The organism is Salinibacterium sp. SWN167 (assembly GCF_015864665.1).
In the GTDB taxonomy this organism is placed as follows: Bacteria; Actinomycetota; Actinomycetes; order Actinomycetales; family Microbacteriaceae; genus Rhodoglobus.
Genome location: NZ_JADYWU010000002.1, coordinates 569,519 through 594,899, shown reverse-complemented (window position 1 = coordinate 594,899; position 25,381 = coordinate 569,519). Strand labels below are relative to the sequence as shown.

The window sequence follows — 25,381 nt, the reverse complement described above, 5'->3', positions numbered from 1 at the left end:
GCTAGTTTTTGGGCTCCACGCCCGCGGTGATCACGCGCAGCATCTCGGCCAGCTCTTCGCGCTTGCTGGGATCGACGGGGCCAGTGACGGCCTGCTCTTGGAGGTTGAAGGCAGGAAAGAGCTCAACCATGAGCTCGCGACCACGGTCGGTGAGATTCACCACGACGAGACGACCATCGGTGGCGCTCCGCTCCCGAACGAGCCAACCGCGACCCTCCAAGGTGGTGAGCACCCCCGTGAGAGTGGCTTTAGAGAAGCCGCCCTCGAGCGCGATCTGGCGCGTCTCGATTGGTTCCCAAATCCAGGTGACCCACAGCACAACAAAGGCCGTCCACGACAGGTTGTGCTCAGAAAGCACTGTGCGCTCAAAGTGATTGCGCACGGCATTGGCGGCGCGAAAGAGGTTCGATGCTACGGCCATTGCGGAGTAGTCCAGCGGTAGGCCGCCGACTCTCGCCTGTACTTGACGTTCGGTTTCAGTGAGTGTGTGTGGTCCGGCCACGAAGGGTCCCCTTGCTCGCGTTTAGCTGCGGTTACTCTATCTAACCCCCGGCGTTCAGAAAGTTTTTAGGGACATCCCTCACAGAAACGCACCGATGTGGCATATTGTTTGTATCCAAACAACCCACGGAGGATTGAGTTGACTTCAATGGCGAACGTCACCCTGGCAGACCTAGATCTGTTCGAGAACGGCACACCCTGGAACGTGTTCGACAAGCTTCGAGCAGACGCACCCGTGCACTGGTCGGAAGAACCAGCACCCAACCACGGCTTCTGGTCACTCACCCGCTACCACGACATCGTTTCCGTGCTGCGAGACACCGAGACATTCTCCAGCGAACGCGGAACCGTCAACCTCGAAGAACTCGATGCTGACCAAATTGAGGCCCGCAAGTCGATGCTCGAGACTGATGGTGTTCGTCATCGTGCGCTTCGCCGTCTCATGCAGGGCGAATTCACGCCTCGGGCGGTCGCCGGCTACGAGACCTTCCTCCGCGGTCTCACCGCCAGCACCCTTGATGCGGCATTCGCGAACAAGGAATTCGAGTTCGTCGACCAGGTCGCAGCCGACTTCCCCATCCGTGTGCTCGCGAAAATGCTCGACGTGCCTGACACCGACATTTACAAGCTCATTGACTGGGGCAACCGGATGATCGGCAACGACGATCCGGAACACGCTGATGTTTTGGCCACCTCCGCCGAGAGCGAGCAGTACCGGCTCTTGCCCTTCCGCTCCCCTGCGGCACTCGAAGTCTTCGAATATGGCAACGCGCTGGCCAACGAGCGCCGCGGCAAAGATGGCACTGACCTTGTGTCCCGCCTCGTCAATCAGACGCCAATGGATGGCAAAGCACTCAGCGAGCGCGACTTCAACAGCTACTTCTTGCTGCTCGTGGTTGCCGGCAACGAGACAACCCGCCACACCATCACGCACTCCATGAACTACCTCATGGATAACCCCGACCAGCTGGAGCTACTGCAAGAAAAGCCCGAGCTCATCCCGTGGGCCGTCGAAGAGTTCCTGCGCATGGCTAGCCCCGTGTATCACTTCCGCCGCACGGCGACGAAGGACACCGAGATCAACGGTCAAGCCATCAAAGAGGGCCAGAAGGTCGTCACGTGGTTCGCTGCTGGCAACCGCGACCCCGAAGTGTTCGAGAATCCCTACACGATGGATGTCACCCGCAACCCCAACGAACACATGGCGTTCGGTCGCGGTGGCCCGCACATGTGCCTCGGAAACTCTCTGGCACGCCTAGAGATCCGTATTATGTTCGAGGACCTGTTGCCCCGGATCTCCGGGATGACGAAACTCGGCGAACCTGATCGTCTGCGCAGCAACTTCATCAACGGAATCAAACGACTCCCGGTAAGCGTCGAACTAGCAAAGTAGGCACATGAGCGAGGTAGTCACATGAGCGAAGTTCGGCCGCAAGGCAGACCGCACGCAGTATGGGGCGACGAGACTGAAGTAGTACAACTCGCTCTCGACTGGACCGCCAAAAGAATGGTCCGCAAAACTGACCCCCTGTCCACCGCTCGGCCCGCGGCCGAGTTGGCGGCAGAGGTTGGCGAAGCGATCCGTCCCGAAGGCATTGGCGGCGCAGAAGCACTGCGCATTTTTGACGAGATTCTTGAGCCGGCAACTCGTGCTCAAGATGACCCGTTGAACCTCGCTTACATTGCGGCCGCGCCCACTCGCGCAGCAGTCGCGTTTGACCTCGTCACCAGTTCTGCCAATATTTTTGGTGGCCTCTGGGAGTCGGGTGCTGGCGCGATCTTCGCCGAGAACCAGGCCCTGCAGTGGATCATCGGGCTGCTCGGTTGGCCAGAGACCGCCGGCGGCACCTTTGTTTCCGGCGGCACCTCGGGCAACCTCTCGGCGCTCATGACCGCGCGCGAAACTGCCAAGGCTCGTCGTGGCGGTCGCCCGGCTGGGGGTTGGCAACTCGCGTGCAGCACGAACGCGCACTCGTCGATCCAGTCGGCGGCGAAAGCACTCGACGTTGACGTGGTCGATGTTCCCATCGACGATCGTGGGCACCTGACCGGGGCAGCGCTGCGGGCTGTTCTTGAACAGTCACCGAACGTGTTTGCTGTTGTGGCATCCGCTGGCACCACCAACGAAGGCCTCGTTGACGACCTCTCCGACATCGCTGACGTCTGCGAAGAGTTCGGGGTCTGGATGCACGTCGATGGCGCCTATGGCGGTGCGGGTCTTGCCGCCCCGAGCATCCGCCACATCTTCGACGGTGTTGAACGGGCTGACAGCTTTATCGTCGACCCGCACAAGTGGCTCTTTGCCCCCTATGACTGCTGTGCGCTCGTGTATCGCGAGCCCGAGTTGGCTCGCGCCGTGCACTCCCAGCACGCCAGTTATCTGGATGCCATCGACCGCGACGAGTGGAACCCCAGCGAACTCGCGTTGCACCTTTCACGACGCGTGCGTGGACTCCCGCTCTGGTTCAGCCTCGCCACCCACGGCACCGACAAGTATCGGGACGCCATCGAAGCCTCCGTGACAACCGCCCGTGAAGTCGCCCGCGCCATAGAGGCGACCGACTATCTCGAACTCGTGCGCGAGCCAGAGCTCTCGGTGCTGCTGTTCGTGCGCACAGGGTGGACCGCCGAACAGTATTCGGCGTGGTCAAAGCAAGCGGCGCACGACGGCGTCATCCTGTGCGTTCCCACGAGCTGGCGCGGCCAAAGTGTGCTGCGGCTCGCCTTCGTGAACCCCGACACGGAGACCAGCAAGGTGATGGCAGCGCTAGAAACGCTGCGATAACGTGCGCCTGAGGTAGTTTTAGGCCACGGCAATGAAGCCGACCAGTGCACGAAAGGGGTGACGAGATGAACACAGCTGTTTCTTTGACCGAGTTGGCGGCAACAGAACTAGCGAGTGCTGTCGCGTCGGACAATGGGCGAAGCGCTCTGACGATCTGCGGTGGCCGGGACGCGAAGCTGAGGCAGACGTTGATGGCACTGCGCGCCGGCGAGGGCCTCTCCGAGCATTCCAGCCCCGGTGAGGCGACCCTGCAGGTGATCGTCGGCCATATCGCTTTGCGATCCTCGGACGAATCGTGGGAGGGCAAGCCAGGCGACCTGCTCCCCATCCCCACCGAGATTCATGCCGTGGATGCGCTCGAAGACTCCGTGATCTTACTCACGGTCGTGAAAGCGCAGTAGGCCCGCTCGCTAGCCATGTTCGGCAAGCGAATGCAGCCGGCGAGCGCTGGCTAGCCGAGTTTGGCTACCCGCTCCAAGAAAGCATCCACGAGGGCTGCCGTGCGTTCGGCAGCACGGCCCTCTTCGTCGCGGGTTTGAGCGATCATGATCTCGGGGTTCTGCCCGCTCGCGATCACTTCGTTGATGCCGCCCTGATCGAGCCAGCCTTCCAAAATTGCCGAGTTGAGTTCGGGATGAAACTGCACAGCCAAGCTGCGGCCGTAGGTGAATGCTTGAGGTGCGATCGGGTTGCGGGCGATTTCAACGGCGCCTTCGGGCATCGTCCACTGGTCATAGTGAAACTGGAACCAGGGACCGTTGGAGACCAGCGAGGTGTCATCGCTGTAGATCGTTTTCCAACCTATTTCTGATTGGGCGCCACGCGCCACCGTGCCGCCGAGAGCACGTGCGATCAACTGACCACCGAAACAAATGCCCAGCACCGGGATGTCCGCCTCGATGGTGGAGCGCACCCACTCCAGTTCTGGAGTCAACCAGTTGCCAATGCAGCCGTCATCCCACGCGCCCCACGGGGCTCCCATCGGAACGACGAGGTCGTAGCCCGAGACATCCGGAAATTCAAAATTAACGTTCGGGTTCTCGAAATTCTCTTCGGTGACAACCATGATCTCGTCGATTTCAAAGCCGCGTTCCCGCAGGCGGTCGCCCACTGGGCCACTGGCGGTGACGTGATCGTGTTGCACCAAGAGGGCTCTCATCTGTGTACCTTTCCGGTAAATTCTCGCGATGAGTGGACAGCCACACCGCTCTGTGGCTTAGTATCTCACTAATCGTTCAGTGCCGAACGATTTATTTTTCGGAGGAAGAATGACTCTCGACATAGCAGCACTTCAAGCGGACTTGCAGGCAAAAGGGATCGATGTTCTGCGCCTGATTTTCCCGGATGTGCTGGGAATCACCCGTTCAAAAGATCTCCTTGTCAGCCAATTGCACCGGGCGAAGTCTCCCCTGTTCTGCGAAGGCGTCTGGGTGACCACCACCGGCGGCGGGGTGCTCGACGGAAACAACATCATGTCATCCGGCCTCCCCGACCTGCTCACCCAGATCGATCCGAATACCCTCACGATGATGCCGTGGGAACCCGGCGTTGCCCTCGTGATCGGTGACGCGTTCAATCCCGACCACAGCGTCAGCAAGATCGCGCCACGCTCAGTGTTGCAGAACGTCATCGCTGAATACACCGCGCTCGGCCTCACTCCCGTCGTCGGCCCTGAACTCGAGTTCTACATCGCCAACTACGACGAGGAGAACGGCTGGAGCCGCAGCCTCAGCCGCACCGGTCGCGTCTACACGACCGGCGAGCACGTCGACCCCGGTGGGCAGTTCTTGAACCTCATGCGCATGCTCGACGGCATGGATATCGGCGTCTTCGCCGGCAACCACGAGTTCAGCCCGGGGCAATACGAGATCAATCTCTGGCACAGCGAAGCGCTCGATGCCGCTGACCGCACCTTCCTCTTCAAGACCGCCGTGCGTGACATCGTCGCCCGCACTGGCAAGCACGCTCTCTTCGTGGGCAAGCCCTGGGACGACGAGGGCGGCAGTGGATTCCACTTGCATTTCTCGGTCGTTGACAACGACGGCAACAACATCATGTCGGATGGCGGCTCTGGGCTCTCAGAGGTCGCCAACCACATGGTCGGCGGCATCCTCGCCCACGCGGGATCACTCGCAGCGCTCTCGAACCCCACGGTCAACGCCTACAAGCGCCTGGGCCCCGACACCCTCGCTCCCTACCGCGCCAACTGGGGCCACGACAACCGCAGCGCAATGCTGCGGGTACCGCCTGAGCGCGGCGCGGGCACGCGACTGGAAGTCCGCCTCGGCGACCCGGCAGCGAACCCGTATCTGCTCATCGCATCCACTCTGGCTGCTGGCCTTGATGGCATCAAGCGCAAGCTCACGGCGCCCGCAGCAGTCGCAGGTTGGGCCTACGAAGACGAGTCGGCACCGATCTTGCCGATGACCCTCAGCGCCGCCCTCGACGCTCTCGACGCCGACACGGTGATGCGCGAGACCATGGGCAGCACTGTGATTGATGTCTTCAGCGTGCTCAAGCGCGATGAAGTGATGCGCTACGAAGATTCTGTCGCCGACAAGACGACGCGTGATATCAGCCAGTGGGAGATCGACGAGTACTTCGCCGACTACTAAGCCAGTAACGGTCTACGACACAGAAAAGCCCCGCCGAACGCATCGGCGGGGCTTTTCTGTGTGCCGCTGTGAGCGGCGGTGTCGACTGCAGCAGCGAGCGGATGCCGGCTGCCGCAGTCGGGCGCTTAGATCGCCTGTGAGCGGTCTTCTACGAGCTCGCCACCGTTGAACGTGACTCCGATCTCGCGGTAGTAACCGCCGAGAATCTCTTGCACGGGCAGGATCGAGTGCAGTTCGTCCCACTGCGAATCTTCGAGGTGAAGCTCAGCATCGCCCTTCCAGGTCTCGCCAATCTCGACGTCGGTGCCGCCCATGGTGATGAGCTGGTCGAGCGACATTCCCGCATCCTTGCTGATGGAGGGCATGAAGCGGCTGTGCAGCATCTTGTGACCGTTGACGAAGCCGTTGCTCTCGGCGGGCTCGCGCAACGTCACGACGGCCGAAGCGAGGCGGTGGTCGTAGGCCGCGATGGAGGCGCCGAACTGGCCGCCGTTCTCGAGCTTGGGAGTGGCCTTTCCCGTGTTGAAGACTCGCGTAACGGCAATGTTGCCGAGCTTCTTGGGGTAGCCCTGGAACCAACCACGGCCGATAGCGAAGTCTTTGTTGACCCAGATGGCGACGCAGCGGCTATAGACGATGCCTTTGTGGGAGCAGCGCACCACCATGAACGCTTCGAGGTACTGGGCGCGCACGGGGTCGAGCAGTTCGAGGCCGCCCGTGCTGCAGGACTGCCAGTCGGCCCAGACAATGGCAACGGCGCCAGGTTGCTCGGGAGCGAGGTCAATATCGTCAGGAAGGATCGCACGTACGTTGGCTGGATCGGTCAAGTACTCGACAGTGAGTAGCGTTCCCGAGTAGTACCAGGGCATCTTCGGCACGAGCGAACTTGACCCTTGCGGAGTGAGTGGAGGAAGGAATCCATTGAGTTCGGTCATGCGCCAGAGTGTAGCCCAAAACGGTTCGTATCCGAATGAATTTCTCGAAACGCTTGACTAAGACACCCTGTCTTCGCCATTGTTGAACGCAACTCGTTCGGATACGGACGACTTGATTTAGAACTCAACGAGGAGTTTCACTATGGCGCTTGACCAAAAATCCCAGGAAAGCCCCGATCGAACCCTGCGCAAAGGGCGACTCGGCGTAATCGGAATCGTCTTCTTTGTCGTGGCTGCGGCCGCGCCACTTCTCGGAATGACCGGCGCCGTTCCCGTCGCTATCGTTCTGGGTAACGGAGCCGCCGCCCCCGGCGCCTACCTCTTCGCCGGCATTGTGCTTCTCTTGTTCAGCGTCGGCTACGCCGCGATGAGCCAACGCGTCACCAACACCGGCGCCTTCTTCGCTTACGTCGGTCGTGGGCTCGGCCGCCACGCCGGAATCGCCTCATCGTTCGTGTCGATCCTCGCGTACCTCACTATCCAGCTCGCCATCTACGGATTCTTCGGCGGCGTCATGGCCGGGCAAGTCGGGCTCCTCCCTTGGTGGGCCTGGACTCTCCTCGCCTGGATCGCCGTCACCGCACTCTCGCTGTTGCGCGTCGACATCGGCGCCAAGGTGCTCGGTGTGCTGATGATCGCCGAACTCATCGTCCTTGTGATCGCCGCTGTTGCAATCCTTGCCGACGGTGGGCCAGAAGGACTCAACTGGGGTGCATCGTTCTCGCCCGATCTCATCCTTGCCGGTGGTCTTGCCGGTTCCGCCGGTATCGCGTTCGCCTTCGCGTTCGCCTCCTTCATCGGCTTCGAAGCAACCGCTATCTACGGCGAAGAAAGTGTCAACCCGAAGCGTGCCGTACCGCGCGCCACCTACCTCGCTGTCGGCCTCATCACTGTGCTGTTTGCCTTCACCGCTTTCGCCCTCGTTACCGGAATGGGCGCCTCGAACGTTATTGACCAGACGCTCGAACGTTCAGGCGGCCTCGAAGACCCCGCCGCTGTACTCTTCACGCTCGCGAGCGAATACGTCGGCCCGTGGCTTGCGACGCTGATGAGCATCCTCGTACTCACGAGCATGTTCGCCGGGCTCCTCGCGTTCCAGAACGCCGCAAGCCGCTACCTCTTCGCGCTTGGCCGCGGTGGCGTGCTGGCGAGCTCGGTGGGAACCGTGAACGGTCGCGGAGCCCCCGGTCGCGCATCCATCATCGTGTCGATCATTAGCGGTGTGGTGATCGTGCTGTTCGCCGCGTTCCAGCTCGACCCCGTCGGCAACATGTTCTTCTGGTTCAGTGGTCTCGCCGTGGTGGCGATCGTGCTGATCGAAGCGCTCGTCTGCGTCGCGATCATCAGCTTCTTCCTCAAGAACAAGGGCACAGAAAACATCTTCGTGACGATGATCGCGCCGGTCTTGGCATTCATCGGTCTCGTGCTCGCCGAGTACCTGCTGATGTCACGCTTCGGCCTCCTCGCCGGTGACCTCACGCTCGCTGAGGGAGTCGATCCGACCGCAACGGCGTTCGGCCTCAATGCCTTCGGCTGGTTCCTCGTACTGTCGCCCTTCATCGCCCTGGTGATCGGCTACGTCGTGTCGATGGTTCGCAAGGACCTCAACGAAGAACTGCTGCAAGATGTGATTTCGTAACACCCCTGATCGAAGGGCCCCAACACCGTGGTGATGTTGGGGCCCTTCGTATTTAAGAGGAGTGAAGCGAGATGCTCCGAGCGGATGCCCCAGCTACGGCGTCGCACCGGTGGCGACGGGACGCTCTGGCTGGTTTGCCCACGCCGACCATGAGCCGGGAAAGAGTGCCGGACGGAAGCCTGCGACAGTCAGCGCGAGAGCGTCGTGAGCCGCCGTGACACCAGAGCCGCAATACACGCCTACTGCACGATCAACATCGACACCGAGCGCCACGTACCGCTCCCGCAGCGCGTCAGAATCGAGGAAGTGGCCGGCCTCATCCAAATTGCCGGAGGTCGGTGCGCTGATCGCCCCGGGGATGTGGCCGGCGCGCGGATCGATCGGCTCGGTCTCGCCGCGGTAGCGCTCCCCCGCGCGCGCATCGAGCAGCACGCCACTCTCGGGAAGCGAGGCGGCATCATCGGCGTTGAGGACAGGTTCGTGCCCTGCGCTGAGGCTGATCGACCCGGGGGTGGCGTTCGTCATGTCGTCGGTTCCTTCAGTGAGCGGATGCCCGGCCGCAGTCCACGCCGGGAGCGCACCGTCGAGCACCCGCACGTCTGCAGCCCCCATGTAGCGCAGCAGCCACCACGCGCGGCAGGCGGCAAGACTGTTCCAGTTGTCGTAGACAACAACCGTGTCGCCAGCATCGAGGCCCCAGCGGCGGGCAGCGCTCTGAAAGTGCGCGGCAGCAGGCAACGGATGACGCCCCTCCTGCGGTTCGCCGTGGCCGGCAAGCTCGGTATCGAGGTCGACATACACCGCGCCCGGAATATGACCCTCGCTATAGAGAGGTAGCCCGGCGGGGCCGCCGAGGCTCCAGCGCACGTCCAAAACCTTCACCGGCGTGCCACCCGTGGCCGCATTGTCGAGTAGCGCGGCAAGTTCGCTCGCGGTAACGAGGGGGTGTGGCATCCGAGGCTCCGATCATTGGGGTGGTTCCATGATCGCATTCACCGCCGTCGGCGCACACGCACTAGCTGAGCTTCCCGCCGACCGGATGGGTGAGGGCGACGGGAAGCTCGGAGCTAATCTGTTGCGGAACTCGTCTTAGCTGCGGGGCTCGTCCCGACCGTCAGTAGCGAGAAGCTCTTCCTCGACGGCACCGCCGTACCCTTCCTTTTGAGGATCCCCGTGCAGCCCACCGGAGATCGCGTACTCCTCTTCTGGAGAGAGCACGAGGCGCTTGCGACCGTAGAGCCCGAAAATCGCAAGCATTACGATGTAGACCACAGCGATGGCGCCGATCGCCGGACGAGCGGGCTCGTTGATGAAGAAGCCGAAGAAGATCGCCAACGAAAGAACGCCGCCGATAATAGCTCCGGGAACACCCCAGGGGCTGCGGTAGGGGCGATTTGCGTTCGGGTATTTCTTGCGCAGAATCAGGAACGACACCATCTGAAGTACGTAAGCGATAACAGCGCCCCACACCGCGATGTTCAAGACGATTGCACCCGCGACGCCATCGGCGCCGCCGAGGCTGTCAACGAGAACCAACGCGACGTAGCCGATAATCGCACCCACTAGGAGTGCAACAGCGGGAGTCTGGCGCTTACCAGTGAGCGACAAGAATTTCGGATAATAGCCTGCGCGAGACAGCGAGTACATGTTGCGTCCGTAAGCAAACATGATCCCCTGCAACGACGCGAATAGCCCGATGAGTGCAAACAGTGCGAGGGCCGCCGCTGCTTGGTCTCCGACGATCGCACGGAATCCATCGAGTAGTGGCTCGCCCGACGTAGCAATCTCAGCAGCACCAACGATTCCCGTGTTAAGGAAGAGCACCAACAGACCCGTGATGATCAGCGTCGTGCGGGCGATCAAACCGGCCTTGGGGATGTCGCGGACTGGGTTGTGTGCTTCTTCCGCCGCAAGCGGCAGCTCTTCGATTCCCAAGAAGAACCACATGGCATAGGGAAGGGCAAAGAGGATCGGCACGATGCCATGAGGCAAGAAGGATGATTGCCCAGGGTCTGCCTCGATATTGAACAAGTTGTCCCAGCTGAAAAGACCAGAGAATGCTGCCATGACCGAAAAGACGAGCAGGATGGTGATCGAAACAATCGCCACGATGATCGCAAATTTAAATGAAATCGCGGCGCCGGCCGAGTTGAGCCCGATGAAAACGATGTAAAGAATCAGCCACCACACTGGCGCCGGCAGCGAGAAGCCCAACAGCTCGCTCGTAATGAAGTCGGCATAGCCAGCCGAGAAATATACGATGACGGCCGTAGTAGCCACATATTCGATCGTCTCAGCGAGCCCCGTGACGAAACCGCCCCACGGCCCCATTGCTGCGCGAGCGAACGAGTAGGCGCCGCCCGTGTGCGGCATAGCGGATGCCATTTCTCCGATGCTAAAGATCATGCCGTAATACATGAAGATCAGCAGGGCGAAGGCAATCAGCATCCCGCCAAAGCCCGCGAAGCCGATTCCAAAGTTCCAGCCAGAAAAGTCGCCAGAGATGACCGCGGCGACCGCGAGACCCCACAGTCCCCAGATTCCCGCCGTGCGTTTGAGCGTGCGTTTCTCGAAATACCCGGCCGCAGCCGTCGTGTATTTCACCCCGGAGACGTTCAGTGTGTCTTTGGACATCCTGTTTCCTTTGCAGTCTGGTTGCGTGCACCGACGGGTCGATCACACAATGCTGGGAGAATCCTTGCGATGACTATACGGTTATCAATGGTTGTTGACTAGACATAATCCACAGAAATTTCCCGCGGCAATGGGGAAGATTTTCGAGCAGCACCGGCGTGGGTGTGTTCTAATGGTCGGAAAGCGCACCATTTGACTTGCTTAATGAGGAGAAGTTAATGTCCCCCAGCTCAGGCAACCTCACGCTCGACGAATTGACCGACGACGTCGCAAGCGGCGCAATCGACACGGTTGTCGTGGCTTTCACCGACATGCAGGGGCGGCTGGTGGGCAAGCGTCTCTCGGCGAGACTCTTCCTTGAGGATGCCGCCGCTCACGGAGCGGAGTGCTGCAACTACCTCTTAGCCGTTGACGTCGACATGAACACCGTCGAGGGCTACGCAATGTCGAGCTGGTCGCGCGGCTACGGCGACATGGTCATGGTGCCCGATTTGGGAACCCTGCGCCGCGCCCCGTGGCTCGTGGCCACCGCGCTCGTCACCGCTGACCTGAAGTGGCACGACGAAACCCCAGTCGCGCCATCCCCTCGCCAGATCCTGAAAGCTCAACTCGAGCGTCTCGCCGAGCGCGGGCTCGACACTTTCGTTGCCACTGAACTCGAATTCATCGTCTTTGACGACAGTTACCGCGAGGCCTGGAAGAAGGGCTACCGCGAACTGTCAGCCGCCACCGACTACAACATCGACTACAACGTTCTGGCCTCTACGCGCATGGAACCGCTGCTTCGCGACATCCGTAACGGCATGGATGGCGCCGGCATGTACTGCGAAGGAGTGAAAGGCGAGTGCAATCCTGGCCAGCAAGAGATCGGCTTCCGCTACGCGTCAGCCCTTGATACGTGCGACAACCACTCGATCTACAAAAATGGTGCGAAGGAAATCGCCGATGCTCACGGCAAGAGCCTCACCTTCATGGCGAAATACAACGAGAAGGAAGGTAATAGCTGCCACATCCACATCAGCCTTCGCGGCACCGATGGCACGGCAGTCTTCGCCGACAAGGATGCCGAACACGGCATGTCAAAGATGTTCCGCCACTTCATTGCGGGCCAGCTTGCGGTGATGCGGGAGCTGACGCTCTTCTCCGCTCCCAACATCAACTCCTACAAGCGTTACGTTCCGGGGAGCTTTGCCCCGACGGCGCTGGCCTGGGGCCTCGACAACCGCACCTGCGCGCTTCGCGTCGTAGGCCAGGGACACGGAATGCGGGTCGAGAATCGCGTTCCTGGCGGCGACGTAAACCAGTATTTGGCCGTCAGTGCCCTCATCGCTGCGGGCCTCTACGGCATCGACAACGAGCTTGAACTCGACGACGCGTTCGAAGGCAATGCGTACACCAGCGATGTTCCACGGGTGCCTGCATCACTGCGGGAAGCTACGGAACTCTTCGCGGCATCCACTTTCGCCCGCGAAGCGTTCGGCGATGAAGTAGTCGACCACTACCTCAACTACGCCGCTATCGAATTGGCTGCCTTTGACTCGGCAGTGACTGACTGGGAAAAGGTGCGCGGCTTTGAGCGACTCTGATCGGCCCCTTATCGGCCTGACCACCTACCTCGAACAAGCGCAGACGGGCGTATGGGATGTTCCGGCGGCGTTTTTGCCGAAGGCCTACTTCGAGGCTGTCACTCGCGCTGGCGGTATCGCGGTGCTTCTTCCGCCGCAGCCGGTAAGCCCAGAAATTGCCCGCCGGGTGCTTCAGGGGCTCGACGGCCTCATCATCACCGGGGGCAAAGACTTCGACCCAGCACGCTATGGCCAAGAACCCCACCCGACAACCGACGAACCTCGACTCGATCGTGATGCGTGGGAAGACGAGCTCATGCACCAAGCACTCGATGCCGACCTGCCATTCCTCGGCATTTGTCGGGGTGCTCAAGTGCTCAATGTTGCTCTCGGTGGCACCCTGCACCAGCACCTTCCTGAGGTTGTTGGCCACGGAAACTATCAATTAGGTGGCGGCAACTTCAGCCACCTTCCCGTCGCCATCGAGGCCGATTCGCAGATCGATCAGGTGCTCGGCGGGCAAACCGACCCCCTCGTAGTGCCCCTCTACCACCACCAAGCAATCGATCGCCTCGCCGACGGGCTCGTCGTCACGGCACGCACGAGCGACGACGTTATTGAAGCTGTCGAACTACCGTCCGCAACCTTCGTGGTTGCCGTGCAATGGCATCCCGAGGCAGCGCCAGAAGACATCCGACTGTTCGAGGGTCTCGTTGAAGCGGCCCGCCACTACCGAAAGGCTCTCGCGTGAGCACCTATACCGTCATCAACCCCGCAACTGAGGCCGAGATCGGCTCTGTCGATCTGCTCGATATCGAAGCGACGGATGCGGCAATCGCCCGCGCCGCCGTCGCCCAGAAGGCGTGGGCTCGCGTCTCCCCCGCCGACAAGGCGCTCCTGTTGCGTCGCTTCGCGCAGACCGTAGACGGCGACCTCGAGAATCTTGCCTCGCTGGAAGTCAGCAACTCCGGGCATCCGATCTCTCAGGCTCGGTGGGAAGCCGGCCATGTGCGCGACGTTCTCAACTATTACGCTGCGGCCCCCGAGCGGATGTTCGGCCAGCAGATTCCCGTCGCTGGCGGTATCAACCTCACCTTTCACGAGCCGCTCGGCGTCGTTGGCGTGATTACGCCGTGGAACTTTCCGATGACGATTGCGGCGTGGGGATTCGCTCCGGCCCTCGCTGCGGGCAATGCCGTGGTGCTGAAGCCCGCCGAGTGGACGCCACTCACGAGCATCCGGCTGGGCGAACTCGCTCTCGAAGCTGGACTGCCCGAAGGACTGTTCCAGGTGCTCCCCGGCAAGGGTTCCGTCGTCGGCGAGCGCTTCGTGACCAACCCCACGGTGCGCAAAGTTGTCTTCACCGGGTCGACCGCCGTGGGCAAGCAGATCATGGCCGGCTGCGCTGACCAAGTGAAGCGCGTCACGCTCGAGCTCGGCGGCAAGAGTGCCAACATCGTGTTCGCGGATGCCGACCTAGAAAAGGCGGCCGCTGCGGCACCCTACGGAGTCTTCGAAAACGCGGGCCAAGATTGCTGCGCCCGCAGCCGCATCCTCGTCGAACGCAGCGCCTACGACCGCTTCATGGAACTTCTAGAGCCTGCCGTTGCTGGTGTGCGCGTTGGCGACCCCCATGACGAAGCAACTGAAATGGGTCCGCTGGTCTCCGCCAAGCACTTGGCTTCGGTGCAGTCCTACGTTCCGGCGGATGCGCCCGTCGCGTTCCGCGGCAGCGCGCCCGACGGCCCAGGCTTCTGGTTCGCGCCTACAGTGCTGACTCCAGAGTCACGCAGCGACCGTTGCGTGACCGACGAGATTTTCGGGCCGGTAGTGACGGTCCTCCCGTTCGATGACGAGTCCGATGCGCTGCAGTTGGCCAACGATTCTGAGTATGGGCTCTCGGGCTCCATCTGGACGCGCGATGTCAGCCGCGCTATCCGGGTTTCTCGTGGTGTCGAGGCCGGCAACCTGTCGGTCAATTCGCACTCCTCCGTGCGGTACTCGACCCCTTTCGGCGGCTTCAAGCAATCCGGTCTCGGTCGCGAACTCGGCCCGGATGCTCCACTGAACTTCACCGAAACCAAAAATGTTTTCATCGCTGTCGACTGACAAATTCACCCCTTCCTATTCAAGGAGCACCGAATGAGCATCACCCCTATTGACCTCACACAGCGCCTCGCTGGCAAGGTCGCCGTCATCACCGGCGGAGCGAGCGGTATCGGTCTTGCTACCGCACGTCGTTTCGCCGCTGAAGGTGCGACCGTCATCATCGGTGACATGGATGAGACAACCGGGCTCGCTGCCGCTGAGCTCGTGGGCGGCCACTTCATCAAGGTAAATGTGACCGATGAAGCGCAGGTCAATGAACTCTTCGACACCACCGCGAGCACCTACGGCTCGGTCGACATCGCCTTCAACAACGCCGGAATTTCGCCGCCCGAGGACGACTCGATCGTCACCACCGAATTGCCCGCGTGGGAGAAAGTGCAAGACGTCAACCTCAAGTCGGTGTACCTCTGCTGCCGCGCCGCGCTTCGCCACATGGTCGCCCAGGGCAAGGGCTCGATCATTAATACGGCATCCTTCGTCGCTATCATGGGATCGGCGACCAGCCAGATTTCATACACGGCATCGAAGGGTGGCGTGCTGGCGATGAGCCGTGAGTTGGGTGTGCAGTTCGCCCGGGAGGGAATTCGAGTCAATGCACTCTGCCCCGGCCCCACGAGCACTCCCCTCCTCCAAGAGCTCTTTGCGAAGGATCCTGAACGTGCCGCTCGCCGCCTCGTCCACATCCCCATGGGACGCTTCGCGGAAGCCGACGAACTCGCCGCTGCCGTTGCCTTCCTCGCCAGCGATGACTCGTCATTCATTACCGCTTCGACGTTCATCGTCGATGGCGGAATCAGCTCCGCCTACACAACACCGCTGTAATGGATGAGCCGACCGGTCTCCACGGAGAGCTGCTGCTGCGCCCCGTGCGCGGGGGCAACTCCTTCGAGGAGACCGTTCAGCGACTCCTCCAGACGGTGCGCCTCGGCTTAGTCGCTCCCGGAGAGCGATTGCCTGCCGAACGAGAGCTTGCCACGATGCTCTCTGTCAGCCGCGATACGGTTCGGGACGCTATCGCTTCGCTGAGTGACGCTGGCTATCTGGTGTCTCGTCGCGGTCGCTACGGCGGCACGTTTGTCAGCGAAACGCTCCCCACACACACTCCCGGAACCGCCTCGGGCGACCCGGTTGGGGCAGCACGCCAGCTCACGCCCGAACTCATCGAAGACACGCTCACGCTGCGGGAAATCCTCGAGGTTGGTGGTGCGCGCGCCGCCGCCGGTCGCGCCCTTACTCCCACCGAGCGAGAACTTCTCTGGGAGAGTCTCAGCAACGCCAACGCTGCGAGCGATGAAGAATATCGTCGACTCGATTCCCGCTTTCACCTCATGGTGGGCGAGCTCGCCGGTTCCGCATCTCTCACTCCGCTCATCGCCGATGTGCGGATGCGCGTGAACGAGTTGCTCGACAGCATCCCCTCGCTCGGGCCCAACATTGCGCACTCGAATACTCAACACGAGCAGATTGCGATCGCTATCCTCACTGGGCGTCCGGATGCCGCGGCGCAGGCAATGAGCGAGCACTTGGCCGGCACTGCGCTTCTGCTGCGCGGGTTCCTCGAGTAACAGTTTTCCCACCGGTTTCACTTCTCTGGCATGCCCGCTTCGCAGAAATCGGGCATACGCTGAAGTCATGCTCACTCCACCTGAAGCCGCAAAGGTTCCTACCGAACGCATCCAGCATGGCGACCACTACGTCGACAATTACGAGTGGATGCGTGACAAAGAGAGCCCCGACACCCTCGCGCATCTCCATGCTGAGAATGCTTTCACTGCGGCGCGCACGAGCCACCTCAGCGTGTTGCAGGAGCAGATCTTTGAAGAGATCAAGGCACGCACTCAGGAGACCGATCTGAGTGTTCCGGTTCGTCGCGGCCAGTGGTGGTATTTCAGCCGCACCGAAGAGGGCAAGCAGTACGCGATCCACTGCCGCGCACCGATCGCAAGTGACGACGACTGGACTCCCCCAACGATTGGCGAGCCTGTGGCTGGTGACGCTGGCGCAGATGCGCCCACTGTCCCCACGACTCTCCGCGGCGAGCAGATCCTTCTCGACGACAACGTCGAAGCAGAGGGTCACGAATTCTTCAGCCTCGGTTCGTTCTCGCTCAGCGACGACGGAACCCTGTTGCTTTACGGCGTCGACATCGAGGGCGACGAGCGATACACGTTGCGCGTGCGCCAGCTCGGTGACGCCGCTGCGGCGAGCGCTGCCGCGAGCACAGTCGCGAGCAGTCCCTCCGACACCGACACCGTCATCCGCTTCAGCTCCGCCGATGACCTTCCGGACGAGATTCCGGGCACCGCGGGCGGCGCGCTGTTGGATGCCACGGGCAAGTACGTCTTCTATACGACGGTGGATGATGCATGGCGGCCCGATACCGTCTGGCGCTACGAGTTGGGCACGGCCGCGGCATCCGCGGTGCAGGTCTTTCATGAGCCCGATGAGAGTTTCTGGGTGGGCGTCGGTCGGTCGCGCAGTGGCAAGTATTTGGCAATCGAAGCGGGCTCGCGCCTGACGAGCGAGACGCGACTGCTCGATACGAGCGACCCGACCGGTGACTTTGAGGTCGTCTGGCCGCGCGAAGTCGGCGTCGAGTACGACGTCGAGCACGTGGTGGTGGGCACGCAAGATCGTCTGCTGATTGTGCACAACAAAGAGGCGATCAACTTCGAGCTCGTGAGTGTTGCGGCGGCGGATCCCCTCGGCGAGCGCCGCGTGATCCTCCCCCACAACGAAGCCGTGCGCCTCGAGGGCGTGGATGCCTTCAAGGATTTCGTGGCGATCGAGTACCGCCGCGAGGGACTCACGCGAGTGGCAGTTGCGATCGTTCCCAAGCATGGCGGACGCTACGAAGACACTCCCCACGAGCTGAAATTCGACGATGAACTTTTCACCGTGGGCCTCAGCTCCAACCCCGAATGGAATCAGCCGAGCATCCGTCTCAGCTATGGCAGTTTCGTGACCCCGACGATCGTGTACGACTACCTCGTGGATGACAACGAGCTGGTCGTGCGCAAACAGCAGCCGGTGCTCGGCCGCTTTGATCCAGCGCTCTACACCCAGCGTCGAGAGTGGGCGACTGCCTCCGACGGCACTCGCGTGCCGATCTCCCTCGTGTACCGCAACGACCTCGTAGTACCCGGCACCCCGGCGCCGACGGTGCTCTACGGCTACGGCTCCTATGAGATCAGCATTGACCCGGGCTTTACCGCTGCCCGCCTGAGCCTGCTCGACCGCGGCATGGTGTTCGCTGTCGCCCACGTGCGCGGCGGTGGCGAACTGGGCCGCACCTGGTACGAGGGCGGCAAGAAGCTACACAAGCGCAACACGTTCACCGACTTTGTCGCGTGCGCCCATCACCTCATCGACACCGATGTCACCTCAAGCGATCGCCTCGTTGCGGAGGGCGGAAGCGCCGGCGGCCTGCTCATGGGCGCCGTCGCGAACCTTGCCCCGCAACTGTTCTCGGGCATCCTCGCGGTCGTTCCGTTTGTTGACCCGCTCACGTCGATTCTCGACCCCTCACTGCCGCTGACGGTCATCGAGTGGGACGAGTGGGGTGACCCCCTGCACAACGAGGAGGTCTACTACTACATGAAGTCGTACTCGCCGCTCGAGAACGTGCACGACGCCCACTACCCGCGCATCCTCGCCGTGACCTCGCTCAACGACACTCGCGTGCTGTACGTCGAGCCCGCCAAATGGGTCGCTCGACTACGAGAGGTGGGGGCGGATGCTCTGCTCAAGACCGAGATGGCGGCGGGCCACGGCGGCGTCTCCGGCCGCTATGACGCCTGGCGCGAGCGTGCCTTCAACTACGCCTGGATGGTGGATGTGACGCGACCCTCAGCGCACTGATCGCGGGCGTGCACGCAGCGCCTTAGCGAGCATTCGCAAGATTGTGTCTCGCAATCGCAAGCACGATTACCGCTGCCACGGGGATCACCGCGAGCAGCACCGGAGTACTGAGCCAACTGGTCGTCAAGGCTAGGCTCAGCACGCCCGTGAGCAGCAGTGCATCCGCCTGCCACATCATGACGAGGGCGCCAGAAAAGTCGCCGCCCGGGGTAGGGATCGGGGTGAGAAGCTCCAGCGGCATCTGCCCCTTGGTGGCAGCCATGACGCGAACGGTCACGATGAACAGCACGAACGCCAGTGCCACGACGACGCTTACCGGTGACGCGCCGACGGCGAGAGCGGTGAGCGCTCCGGCGCCCACGAACACGAGCACGCCCACCACCGGCAGCGTTGCGTGCAATGCGATTTCTTTCGCAACGCCAAAGCCATAGAGCGGCAGTGCCACAGCAGCGTCAGCGGCATGGCGAAAGCCGTCGCTCCAGACTCCAAGCGCGAGGAACGCGATGACACCGCCGAGGAGCGCTGGCGCCCACGCTACCGTTGCGGGAACAGCGCTGATGCTGGCGAGCAAAAATCCTGCAACAGTCAGCGACAACGCGGCCAGGATCGTACGTTCCGGAGTGCGAAGAGAGCCGATGACGTCACGAGCAAGCATCAGAATGGGCGTTGGTACGACTTGCACCGCTCGCCATTGGCGCCCCACCGTAGGCAACGCGCGAAACTGCTCAAACGCTCCTGCTAAGTCAGCGGATGCAGTGAACGTAGCGGCACTCGTCCAGCGCTGCGCTTGAGCGTTCAGCTCGGAACCACGGATGCCGTCCAAGAGTTTCGGCACCACCAATGAAGCCGCCAAAACCGCGATCGCAAGCCCGGCGAGCGCCAGCCACGGCGCAAGCCCGGAACTCGGGTAGAGCAGCGCGACCCAGCCCCACGGTGTCAGGAGCAACCCGCCCGGGATCACGGCACCGGTGAGCGAGACTGCTGCAAGCGCGGCAGCAATCCGCTGTGACGAGCGCGGCGGCAGACTCTGCCCGCCCAGCCACGCGATCCCGGCCAGAATGCCCACGAGCACCGTCGCCGCCACAAACACGACTACAGACAGCGCTGACGCCGCTCCCGCCACCGCGAGCGCAGCGGAAAGAACAAGGGCAAGCGCAACGAGAACCCCGACGAGTTGAGTTGTCGAGACAAGAAACGGTCGAAGCAGCGTCTGGCTACGAGGCAGATGATTGCTCGCGACGATGGCACTCCGAAACGGATCCACGAGTGCTGGGCCGCGAATGCGCCCGAGCACGACGAGTGCAGCAATCAGCAGCCCCGTCACGGCCGAAAGGACGGCGGGTGCGGCTGCGCTCACCACAAAAGCCACGATCTCGGGCGACGCGAGGCCGAGAATCGCCATCCGGATCACGGGCACACCAACGATCAGCAGCACCATCAGCGCCACGTAAATCGTGTATCTAAGGTCGCTCTTGCTCTGGGCTCGCTGGTCACGACGCAGTTGTCTCAAGCGCCGAAGCGTGGGATCGGATGCCATTACGAGCGCGTCAACGCAACCGTGCGGTCGCTCACGGCGTCAATCAGTTTCGCATTGTGAGAAGCGAATAGCAGCGTTGTGCCCTGAGCGACGAGACCTCTCAAGATGCCAGTGACTTGGCTTCGGCGTTCCTTATCGAGTCGCTGCTCTGGTTCATCGAGCAGAAGCACCTCGAAGGGCCGTGCGATTGCGAGCGCTAAGGAGAACATTTGTGTTTGGCCCGACGACAGTTCGTGGGCGAAGCGCGTTCGCAGGTAGGTCAGGCCGAAGTCATCGAGCAACGCAGAAGCCCGCTCGCGAGCGCCAGGAACCTCGGCACCCCACGAGACGCCGACCATTGTCAGTTGCTCATCGAGCGTGAGATCGCGGGCGAACGAAGTGTGGCCGATATGACCCGCCACCATTCGTCGAAAAGCCGGGTTTCGCTCATCCACTGGCAGCCCACCAACGTGCGCACTGCCCGCAGTCGGCGGCACCAGACCAGCGAGCACCCGCAGCAGCGTTGTCTTGCCCGCACCGTTCGCGCCGGTTATTGCGACCGCGGTTCCGGCGGGGATATCGAACGAGAAAGGTTCGAGCAGAGCGGCACCGTCGATGCTGACAGCGAGGGAATCCACTCGAACCCCAGATGGCCGCTCGACTTCGAGCGCCGCATCCGTGTCGTGAGAATTCCCCATGAAACCTATTCTAGGCAGTCCACCACTCGTCGTACATAGAGACGGGAACGGTGCGCTTGTGGCGAGTATTGAGGTACTTCTGCTCGATATCGGCAGCGGCCTCGGCGGGCACGTCGAGCCCCTCGAGGTAGTCGTCGATGTGCTCGTAGGTGACACCGAGGTTGGCTTCGTCAGCTTGGCCTGGTGTGTGGTCGAGCAGGTCTGCGGTCGGCACCTTTTCGTACAGACGCTCGGGAGCATCGAGGTGCTTGAGCAGTTGCTTACCTTGGCGCTTCGTCAGGCCCGTGAGCGGCAGCACGTCGGCACCACCGTCGCCGAACTTGGTGAAGAAGCCTGTGACGGCTTCGGCCGCATGGTCGGTTCCAACCACGAGGTAGCCAAGTTGCCCGGCGATGGCGTACTGCGCCACCATGCGCTCGCGTGCCTTCACGTTGCCCTTGTTGAAGTCAGTGATGGGCTCGCCCACGGCGTCCGCGAACTCGGCGGCAATACCGTCAACGGCACGCTGGATGTTGAAGGTGACTTCGCGGTCGGCCTCAATAAAGTCGAGCGCCAATTGCGCATCGTCTTCGTCGTGCTGCACCCCGTGCGGCAGCCGGACGGCCACAAACTGCGCCTCGATGCCATCGGCGCGCAATTCAGCAACCGCGAGCTGGCAGATGCGCCCCGCGAGCGAGGAGTCTTGCCCACCGCTAATCCCCAATACGAGCCCCTTGGCGTGTGATGCCTTCAGGTACTCCTTGAGAAATTCGATGCGCCGACGAATCTGCCCAGCGGGGTCAATCGTGGGCTGGGTGTTCAAATCAGAGATGATGCGTGCCTGCAACGAAGTCATGCTTTAAACCTAACCCCGGCATCCGTCATTAGGATTGTTCACTTATCCCTCGCCGCAGACTCTCGGCGGGTTACCCTGAAACTGTTACGCCCACGAAACACAGGAGCCACGGATGATCGATCAACTACTTCGCCCCAAGATCGCGTTCTGGACCGGGCTCGGCCTACTCATCGTGGGATTCGTTCTGGGCAACTTCGTGATTCCCAACCTCTATTGGGCAGCGCAATCGATCGGTTTTCCGCTTGCCTCACAGTTCGCGAGCGGCCTTGCCAGTGGGGTCGAATTTCTCACTCAGATCGCCCGCCTCGTCGGGCCCGTGTTGATCGTCGGCGCACTCGTCATGCTGAAGATTGAGCGCACGTCCACGCCCAACCGCTAAGAAGGGCACCCACACATGCCGACATCCGACTCCCATTTCGATGAACTCGCCAACGAACTTGAGGGTTCGGGCGCCTCCGCTGGCTCCATGTTTAGCAAACGTTCCCTCATGATTCAGGGAAAAGGCTTCGCGTGCCTTAAGGATGATTTTCTGGCATTTCGTCTCGGCGCTGGCAGCGACGCTCACACTGCCGCTCTCGTTCTAGACGGTTCCGAGCTATTCGATCCCTCAGGCAAAGGCCGCCCGTTCAAAGATTGGGTCGCGGTGCCTTCTGCTCACGCCGAGCAGTGGTCGGAGCTCGCCGAGGCCGCGCTGCTGCACATCACCTCTGGCGCGTTCAACACGAAGTAGCAGCTTCAGCCTGCGTACAGAATGAACAGCGTGATCCTTGGGCGAGCAATAGCTAGCCGAGCTCCTGAGCGACCTCCCACGGCAACCCAGACGGATCGAGAAACACCGCAGTGCGGCGACCCCACGGCCGATCGACGGGCCCGTTGACGAGCTCGACGCCATGCTCGCGCACGGCAGCACACGCGGCATCCACATCGGGGACATTCACTGTCAGCATCACGGATGCCGCTGCTCCCGCTTCTGCGATCGGCTCGGGCGCTATCAACGCTGGGGCTTCGCTTCGCGCTAAGACGTTGATCACAATGGCACCGATTCGCAGTGCGACCGACACCTCGTCTTCAAACAGGATGGGCGCTGCAAAGACTCTCGTGTAAAACTCTCGGGATGCCGGAACATTATCCGAGAACACGGTGATGGCTTCTACGTTGTCTAAGGAACTGGTCATCGGTCTTTCCCTCCATTTTTCACCAACGAAGCGTCCTGAACAGCACACGATTGTTTTGATACCGGTGGGTTCTAAATATCCACGGATGGACGTAGAGTGGGTGAATGAGCACCACGTTAACACCCACCGCTGGCCGCCCGCGAGCCTTCGACGAAGAAGCTGTGCTCAATCAACTCACTGCGCTGTTCTGGCAGCAGGGCTACGGTCACACCTCCATGAGCGACATCGTTGAAGCCAGCGGCGTTCACAAACCCAGCCTGTACCGCACCTTCGGCAGCAAAGAGGAACTCTTCGCCACCGTGCTGCGGCGCTACCTCGGCGAGCGGATGACGATGCTCACCCAACTGCGGGCCGAATCTGGGCCCGGCGTTGACGGCATCCATACCTTCTTCGACAAGTTCGAAGAATTCGCAGGAACCAACGAAGGCAGCCTTGGATGCCTCATGGTGATGAGCGCGAATGAACTGCGAGGCAGCACCCCGGGCTACGAAGACTTCTCTGTCGACTACGGTCGCGAGCTTCGCCTGCAGATGACCGCTTTGGCCGCCCACGCTCTCCCAGCAGACACCGAGAACGATTCCCTCACCGCACAACGAGCCGAGATCCTGTCGCTGATGTTCCTGGGGCTCCAAGTCACCATCCGCTCGCAGGCTGGCGCCGAGCACATCCGCTCAGCGTTTGCCGCTATCCATGGGCTGATCGACACTTGGCGTTACGCCGCCCGCTAAAGCTGCCAGATTCCCACGCCACCCCAACTGGGTAATGAACCGCGCGACCCTTGTCCCGTAGGGTGGTGGTGTGTTGGTCGCACCCGAAGCGACTTCACGCTAAAGGATTCACTGTGAAGTACCCGATTAAGACTGCTTTCGTCGCCGCCCTCGCGACCTCTCTCGTCGCGCTCGTGGCGACTCCGGCATCCGCTGCGACGTATTCGCACGTCTCGGCAGAAGCATCGGGAAACAACATCGCCGGTCGTGCCGCCGCCACCACCCTTCGCGACGCGTGGGGCACCGCCGTTACCGCGCGTGGCGGCACAGTTCCCGCTCCCCTCGTCATTAACGGCACCCAGAACGATCCACTCTCCGGCGTGATTGCAACTACACCGGGCGGCACCACCGTGTCCGTTGAACGCACCATGTACACCCCCGGCGCCACGACCACCCTTGTCGGCGTGAGCCCTAACCCCGGAATCGCCCAGTGCACCGGCAGCGGCAACACCCTTCAAAGCAGCTCACCTCGGCCCTCGCTCCTCGATGGCAACAGCGGCTGCACCAACGGCGCCGGCTTCAGCTACGGAGCATCAGGCGGCAATTCCCAAGAAGCCAACACCCGTGACGCGTTTGAGTTCACGTTTTCGGCTGACGTACTTGCATTTGGCGGCTGGTTTGGCGATCTCGAAACACGCACCGATGGGTTGGGCGTCCCCGCCCTCGTGCGCCTCTACGACACCGACGATCTGCTGATCTCTGAAGAAGAAATTGTGCCGAGCGGCGACCAAAGTCTGTGCGGCACAGATCCCGACGGCTGCGGCAACCGCAGCACGCGCTGGATCGGTTTCACCGCCGATCTCGCCACCCCCGTCTCACGCATGGTGGTCATCGTGGGCGACGAACACGACACAGGAACTGCCGTCACGGAGGGAATGAGCTTCATCGGCCCGTCCGTTGTCGACGGCACGGCAAACCTCACGATCGCGAAGACCGCGACAGCATTGCCCGCCACGGCGAGTCAGGTCGGCGACCTCATCGACTACAGCTTTCTCCTCACCAACACCGGCACACTCGCGCTCAGCAACGTCACCGTGAACGACGCCGGAGCGCAGAACCTCTCGTGCCCCGCAAACACCCTCGCCGCAGGCGCCACCATGACCTGCACCGCCGAGCATGCTGTGACGCAAGACGATATCGACGCTGGCAGCTACACCAACTCCGCCACAGCCTCCGGAGAGACGTGGGGCGAAACCGTCACCTCAGTGGCCGCCACCGCAAGCACCGCCATCAGCCAAGCCTCTGCGCTCGACGTCGCCCAGAGCACCGACGCCACCACCTACACCGCCGTGGGCGACACCGTGACTTTCACTGTTTCGGCACACAACACGGGAAACACCACTCTCGACAACGTTGTTGTCACCAGCACCCTGCCGACGCTGGCGTTCGACTGCTCGGCAATGCCCACAAACCTCGCCCCCGGTGCTACCGGAACCTGCACCGCGATCTTGGTTGTCACGGATGTCGGAGCCGACTTCTCGAGCATCGCCACGGTCGCGTCCGACCAACTCACGCTCGCCTCCGACGCCACCACCGTTCGTTTCGCCGGCGCACTGCTGCCCGCGACCGGCTCGGATGCGACAAACGCGGCTCTAGCTGCCACCTTCCTGCTCCTTGCCGGATCGGCTTTGCTCACCGCTCGTCGCAGCTCAGCGCTGCAATCTCACCAACGCCAGCGCGCACCGCAACCTCGTCACTAAGCTGCCTTTCTCGCTCACGCGAGCAGGAGACCAGGCGACAAGCGCA

Annotated in this window: 24 protein-coding genes; 15 read left to right on the top strand and 9 right to left on the bottom strand. The window is 61.9% G+C overall.

The window, feature by feature from the left end; genetic code table 11:
• Nucleotide 1: 1 nt before the first annotated feature.
• A complete protein-coding gene (locus I6E60_RS12695) occupies nucleotides 2-502 on the bottom strand; it encodes a MarR family winged helix-turn-helix transcriptional regulator (RefSeq protein ID WP_197180671.1) in 501 nt (166 codons plus the stop codon).
• Between the two features lie 147 nt (nucleotides 503-649).
• Here I6E60_RS12695 and I6E60_RS12690 point away from each other — a divergent pair, with 147 nt between their 5' ends.
• The 3 genes from I6E60_RS12690 to I6E60_RS12680 all read left to right on the top strand — a co-directional run bounded on the left by I6E60_RS12690 (nucleotide 650) and on the right by I6E60_RS12680 (nucleotide 3,687).
• Nucleotides 650-1,894: a cytochrome P450 gene (locus I6E60_RS12690; protein ID WP_197125428.1), complete on the top strand. Its 1,245-nt coding sequence runs from the start codon at nucleotides 650-652 to the stop codon at nucleotides 1,892-1,894.
• A gap of 21 nt (nucleotides 1,895-1,915) precedes the next feature.
• Nucleotides 1,916-3,286, top strand: a complete 1,371-nt coding sequence (locus I6E60_RS12685; RefSeq protein WP_231601534.1) for an aminotransferase class V-fold PLP-dependent enzyme — start codon at nucleotides 1,916-1,918, stop codon at nucleotides 3,284-3,286.
• 65 nt (nucleotides 3,287-3,351) lie between these two features.
• Nucleotides 3,352-3,687, top strand: a complete 336-nt coding sequence (locus I6E60_RS12680) for a cupin domain-containing protein (protein WP_197125430.1) — start codon at nucleotides 3,352-3,354, stop codon at nucleotides 3,685-3,687.
• Nucleotides 3,688-3,737: 50 nt separating this feature from the next.
• Here I6E60_RS12680 and I6E60_RS12675 read toward each other — a convergent pair whose 3' ends face one another.
• Entirely contained in the window at nucleotides 3,738-4,445 is a 708-nt protein-coding gene (locus I6E60_RS12675) for a type 1 glutamine amidotransferase (RefSeq protein WP_197180669.1), read from the bottom strand.
• 109 nt (nucleotides 4,446-4,554) lie between these two features.
• Between I6E60_RS12675 and I6E60_RS12670 the strand changes: the two genes are divergently transcribed.
• Nucleotides 4,555-5,901: a glutamine synthetase family protein gene (locus tag I6E60_RS12670; protein WP_197125434.1), complete on the top strand. Its 1,347-nt coding sequence runs from the start codon at nucleotides 4,555-4,557 to the stop codon at nucleotides 5,899-5,901.
• 125 nt (nucleotides 5,902-6,026) lie between these two features.
• On the opposite strand, the gene I6E60_RS12665 is transcribed toward I6E60_RS12670, so the two are convergent.
• Nucleotides 6,027-6,836, bottom strand: coding sequence for an acetoacetate decarboxylase family protein (locus tag I6E60_RS12665; RefSeq protein WP_010206236.1), 810 nt, complete (start codon nucleotides 6,834-6,836; stop codon nucleotides 6,027-6,029).
• Between the two features lie 142 nt (nucleotides 6,837-6,978).
• On the opposite strand from I6E60_RS12665, the gene I6E60_RS12660 reads away from it, so the two are divergent.
• The gene (locus tag I6E60_RS12660) at nucleotides 6,979-8,475 is read left to right on the top strand and encodes an APC family permease (protein ID WP_197180667.1); all 1,497 of its coding nucleotides are present in this window, start codon (nucleotides 6,979-6,981) and stop codon (nucleotides 8,473-8,475) included.
• A gap of 93 nt (nucleotides 8,476-8,568) precedes the next feature.
• Here the strand turns inward: I6E60_RS12660 and I6E60_RS12655 are convergent, their stop codons facing one another.
• Nucleotides 8,569-9,429, bottom strand: a complete 861-nt coding sequence (locus tag I6E60_RS12655) for a sulfurtransferase (RefSeq protein ID WP_197125439.1) — start codon at nucleotides 9,427-9,429, stop codon at nucleotides 8,569-8,571.
• A gap of 135 nt (nucleotides 9,430-9,564) precedes the next feature.
• Nucleotides 9,565-11,109, bottom strand: a complete 1,545-nt coding sequence (locus I6E60_RS12650; RefSeq protein WP_197180665.1) for an amino acid permease — start codon at nucleotides 11,107-11,109, stop codon at nucleotides 9,565-9,567.
• Nucleotides 11,110-11,327: 218 nt separating this feature from the next.
• On the opposite strand from I6E60_RS12650, the gene I6E60_RS12645 reads away from it, so the two are divergent.
• The 6 genes from I6E60_RS12645 to I6E60_RS12620 all read left to right on the top strand — a co-directional run bounded on the left by I6E60_RS12645 (nucleotide 11,328) and on the right by I6E60_RS12620 (nucleotide 18,644).
• The gene (locus tag I6E60_RS12645) at nucleotides 11,328-12,695 is read left to right on the top strand and encodes a glutamine synthetase family protein (protein WP_197180663.1); all 1,368 of its coding nucleotides are present in this window, start codon (nucleotides 11,328-11,330) and stop codon (nucleotides 12,693-12,695) included.
• Entirely contained in the window at nucleotides 12,682-13,425 is a 744-nt protein-coding gene (locus I6E60_RS12640; protein ID WP_197180662.1) for a gamma-glutamyl-gamma-aminobutyrate hydrolase family protein, read from the top strand. Before I6E60_RS12645 ends, I6E60_RS12640 begins: the two co-directional genes overlap by 14 nt.
• Entirely contained in the window at nucleotides 13,422-14,783 is a 1,362-nt protein-coding gene (locus tag I6E60_RS12635) for an aldehyde dehydrogenase (protein WP_197125452.1), read from the top strand. The genes I6E60_RS12640 and I6E60_RS12635 overlap by 4 nt, the downstream gene beginning before the upstream one ends.
• A gap of 33 nt (nucleotides 14,784-14,816) precedes the next feature.
• On the top strand, nucleotides 14,817-15,605 hold the full coding sequence (locus I6E60_RS12630) for a 3-oxoacyl-ACP reductase (protein ID WP_197125454.1): 789 nt from the start codon (nucleotides 14,817-14,819) through the stop codon (nucleotides 15,603-15,605).
• A complete protein-coding gene (locus I6E60_RS12625) occupies nucleotides 15,605-16,348 on the top strand; it encodes a FadR/GntR family transcriptional regulator (RefSeq protein ID WP_197180660.1) in 744 nt (247 codons plus the stop codon). Before I6E60_RS12630 ends, I6E60_RS12625 begins: the two co-directional genes overlap by 1 nt.
• Nucleotides 16,349-16,415: 67 nt before the next feature.
• Nucleotides 16,416-18,644: a S9 family peptidase gene (locus tag I6E60_RS12620; RefSeq protein WP_197180659.1), complete on the top strand. Its 2,229-nt coding sequence runs from the start codon at nucleotides 16,416-16,418 to the stop codon at nucleotides 18,642-18,644.
• 22 nt (nucleotides 18,645-18,666) lie between these two features.
• Here the strand turns inward: I6E60_RS12620 and I6E60_RS12615 are convergent, their stop codons facing one another.
• Genes I6E60_RS12615 through nadE form a run of 3 tightly spaced genes read right to left on the bottom strand, consistent with a single transcriptional unit; the run spans nucleotide 18,667 to nucleotide 21,693 of the window.
• Nucleotides 18,667-20,181, bottom strand: coding sequence for a hypothetical protein (locus I6E60_RS12615; RefSeq protein ID WP_197180657.1), 1,515 nt, complete (start codon nucleotides 20,179-20,181; stop codon nucleotides 18,667-18,669).
• Nucleotides 20,181-20,858, bottom strand: coding sequence for an ABC transporter ATP-binding protein (locus I6E60_RS12610; protein WP_197180656.1), 678 nt, complete (start codon nucleotides 20,856-20,858; stop codon nucleotides 20,181-20,183). The genes I6E60_RS12615 and I6E60_RS12610 overlap by 1 nt, the downstream gene beginning before the upstream one ends.
• A gap of 10 nt (nucleotides 20,859-20,868) precedes the next feature.
• Complete coding sequence (gene nadE, locus I6E60_RS12605) at nucleotides 20,869-21,693, bottom strand: ammonia-dependent NAD(+) synthetase (protein ID WP_197180654.1); 825 nt, start codon at nucleotides 21,691-21,693, stop codon at nucleotides 20,869-20,871.
• Nucleotides 21,694-21,805: 112 nt separating this feature from the next.
• Here nadE and I6E60_RS12600 point away from each other — a divergent pair, with 112 nt between their 5' ends.
• Nucleotides 21,806-22,072 (top strand): hypothetical protein, encoded by a 267-nt coding sequence (locus tag I6E60_RS12600; RefSeq protein ID WP_197125465.1) that lies wholly within the window; start codon nucleotides 21,806-21,808, stop codon nucleotides 22,070-22,072.
• Between the two features lie 15 nt (nucleotides 22,073-22,087).
• Nucleotides 22,088-22,423, top strand: coding sequence for a hypothetical protein (locus I6E60_RS12595; protein WP_197180653.1), 336 nt, complete (start codon nucleotides 22,088-22,090; stop codon nucleotides 22,421-22,423).
• 52 nt (nucleotides 22,424-22,475) lie between these two features.
• On the opposite strand, the gene I6E60_RS12590 is transcribed toward I6E60_RS12595, so the two are convergent.
• Complete coding sequence (locus I6E60_RS12590) at nucleotides 22,476-22,868, bottom strand: VOC family protein (protein WP_197180652.1); 393 nt, start codon at nucleotides 22,866-22,868, stop codon at nucleotides 22,476-22,478.
• Between the two features lie 104 nt (nucleotides 22,869-22,972).
• Here I6E60_RS12590 and I6E60_RS12585 point away from each other — a divergent pair, with 104 nt between their 5' ends.
• Nucleotides 22,973-23,596, top strand: coding sequence for a TetR/AcrR family transcriptional regulator (locus I6E60_RS12585; protein ID WP_197180650.1), 624 nt, complete (start codon nucleotides 22,973-22,975; stop codon nucleotides 23,594-23,596).
• A 113-nt stretch (nucleotides 23,597-23,709) separates the two neighbouring features.
• Nucleotides 23,710-25,335, top strand: coding sequence for an LPXTG cell wall anchor domain-containing protein (locus tag I6E60_RS14695; protein WP_197180649.1), 1,626 nt, complete (start codon nucleotides 23,710-23,712; stop codon nucleotides 25,333-25,335).
• Nucleotides 25,336-25,381: the final 46 nt, after the last annotated feature.

What these genes read in the sequence shown, in the direction of transcription:
- I6E60_RS12600 (WP_197125465.1), top strand. Translation starts at nt 21,806, where the DNA reads ATGATCGATCAACTACTTCGCCCCAAGATCGCGTTCTGGACCGGGCTC.
- I6E60_RS12650 (WP_197180665.1), bottom strand. Translation starts at nt 11,109, where the DNA reads ATGTCCAAAGACACACTGAACGTCTCCGGGGTGAAATACACGACGGCT.
- I6E60_RS12630 (WP_197125454.1), top strand. Translation starts at nt 14,817, where the DNA reads ATGAGCATCACCCCTATTGACCTCACACAGCGCCTCGCTGGCAAGGTC.
- I6E60_RS12645 (WP_197180663.1), top strand. Translation starts at nt 11,328, where the DNA reads ATGTCCCCCAGCTCAGGCAACCTCACGCTCGACGAATTGACCGACGAC.
- I6E60_RS12655 (WP_197125439.1), bottom strand. Translation starts at nt 9,429, where the DNA reads ATGCCACACCCCCTCGTTACCGCGAGCGAACTTGCCGCGCTACTCGAC.
- I6E60_RS12585 (WP_197180650.1), top strand. Translation starts at nt 22,973, where the DNA reads ATGAGCACCACGTTAACACCCACCGCTGGCCGCCCGCGAGCCTTCGAC.
- I6E60_RS12590 (WP_197180652.1), bottom strand. Translation starts at nt 22,868, where the DNA reads ATGACCAGTTCCTTAGACAACGTAGAAGCCATCACCGTGTTCTCGGAT.
- nadE (WP_197180654.1), bottom strand. Translation starts at nt 21,693, where the DNA reads ATGACTTCGTTGCAGGCACGCATCATCTCTGATTTGAACACCCAGCCC.
- I6E60_RS12675 (WP_197180669.1), bottom strand. Translation starts at nt 4,445, where the DNA reads ATGAGAGCCCTCTTGGTGCAACACGATCACGTCACCGCCAGTGGCCCA.
- I6E60_RS12685 (WP_231601534.1), top strand. Translation starts at nt 1,916, where the DNA reads ATGAGCGAAGTTCGGCCGCAAGGCAGACCGCACGCAGTATGGGGCGAC.
- I6E60_RS12670 (WP_197125434.1), top strand. Translation starts at nt 4,555, where the DNA reads ATGACTCTCGACATAGCAGCACTTCAAGCGGACTTGCAGGCAAAAGGG.
- I6E60_RS12625 (WP_197180660.1), top strand. Translation starts at nt 15,605, where the DNA reads ATGGATGAGCCGACCGGTCTCCACGGAGAGCTGCTGCTGCGCCCCGTG.
- I6E60_RS12680 (WP_197125430.1), top strand. Translation starts at nt 3,352, where the DNA reads ATGAACACAGCTGTTTCTTTGACCGAGTTGGCGGCAACAGAACTAGCG.
- I6E60_RS12660 (WP_197180667.1), top strand. Translation starts at nt 6,979, where the DNA reads ATGGCGCTTGACCAAAAATCCCAGGAAAGCCCCGATCGAACCCTGCGC.
- I6E60_RS12610 (WP_197180656.1), bottom strand. Translation starts at nt 20,858, where the DNA reads ATGGGGAATTCTCACGACACGGATGCGGCGCTCGAAGTCGAGCGGCCA.
- I6E60_RS12620 (WP_197180659.1), top strand. Translation starts at nt 16,416, where the DNA reads ATGCTCACTCCACCTGAAGCCGCAAAGGTTCCTACCGAACGCATCCAG.
- I6E60_RS12690 (WP_197125428.1), top strand. Translation starts at nt 650, where the DNA reads ATGGCGAACGTCACCCTGGCAGACCTAGATCTGTTCGAGAACGGCACA.
- I6E60_RS12595 (WP_197180653.1), top strand. Translation starts at nt 22,088, where the DNA reads ATGCCGACATCCGACTCCCATTTCGATGAACTCGCCAACGAACTTGAG.
- I6E60_RS12615 (WP_197180657.1), bottom strand. Translation starts at nt 20,181, where the DNA reads ATGGCATCCGATCCCACGCTTCGGCGCTTGAGACAACTGCGTCGTGAC.
- I6E60_RS12665 (WP_010206236.1), bottom strand. Translation starts at nt 6,836, where the DNA reads ATGACCGAACTCAATGGATTCCTTCCTCCACTCACTCCGCAAGGGTCA.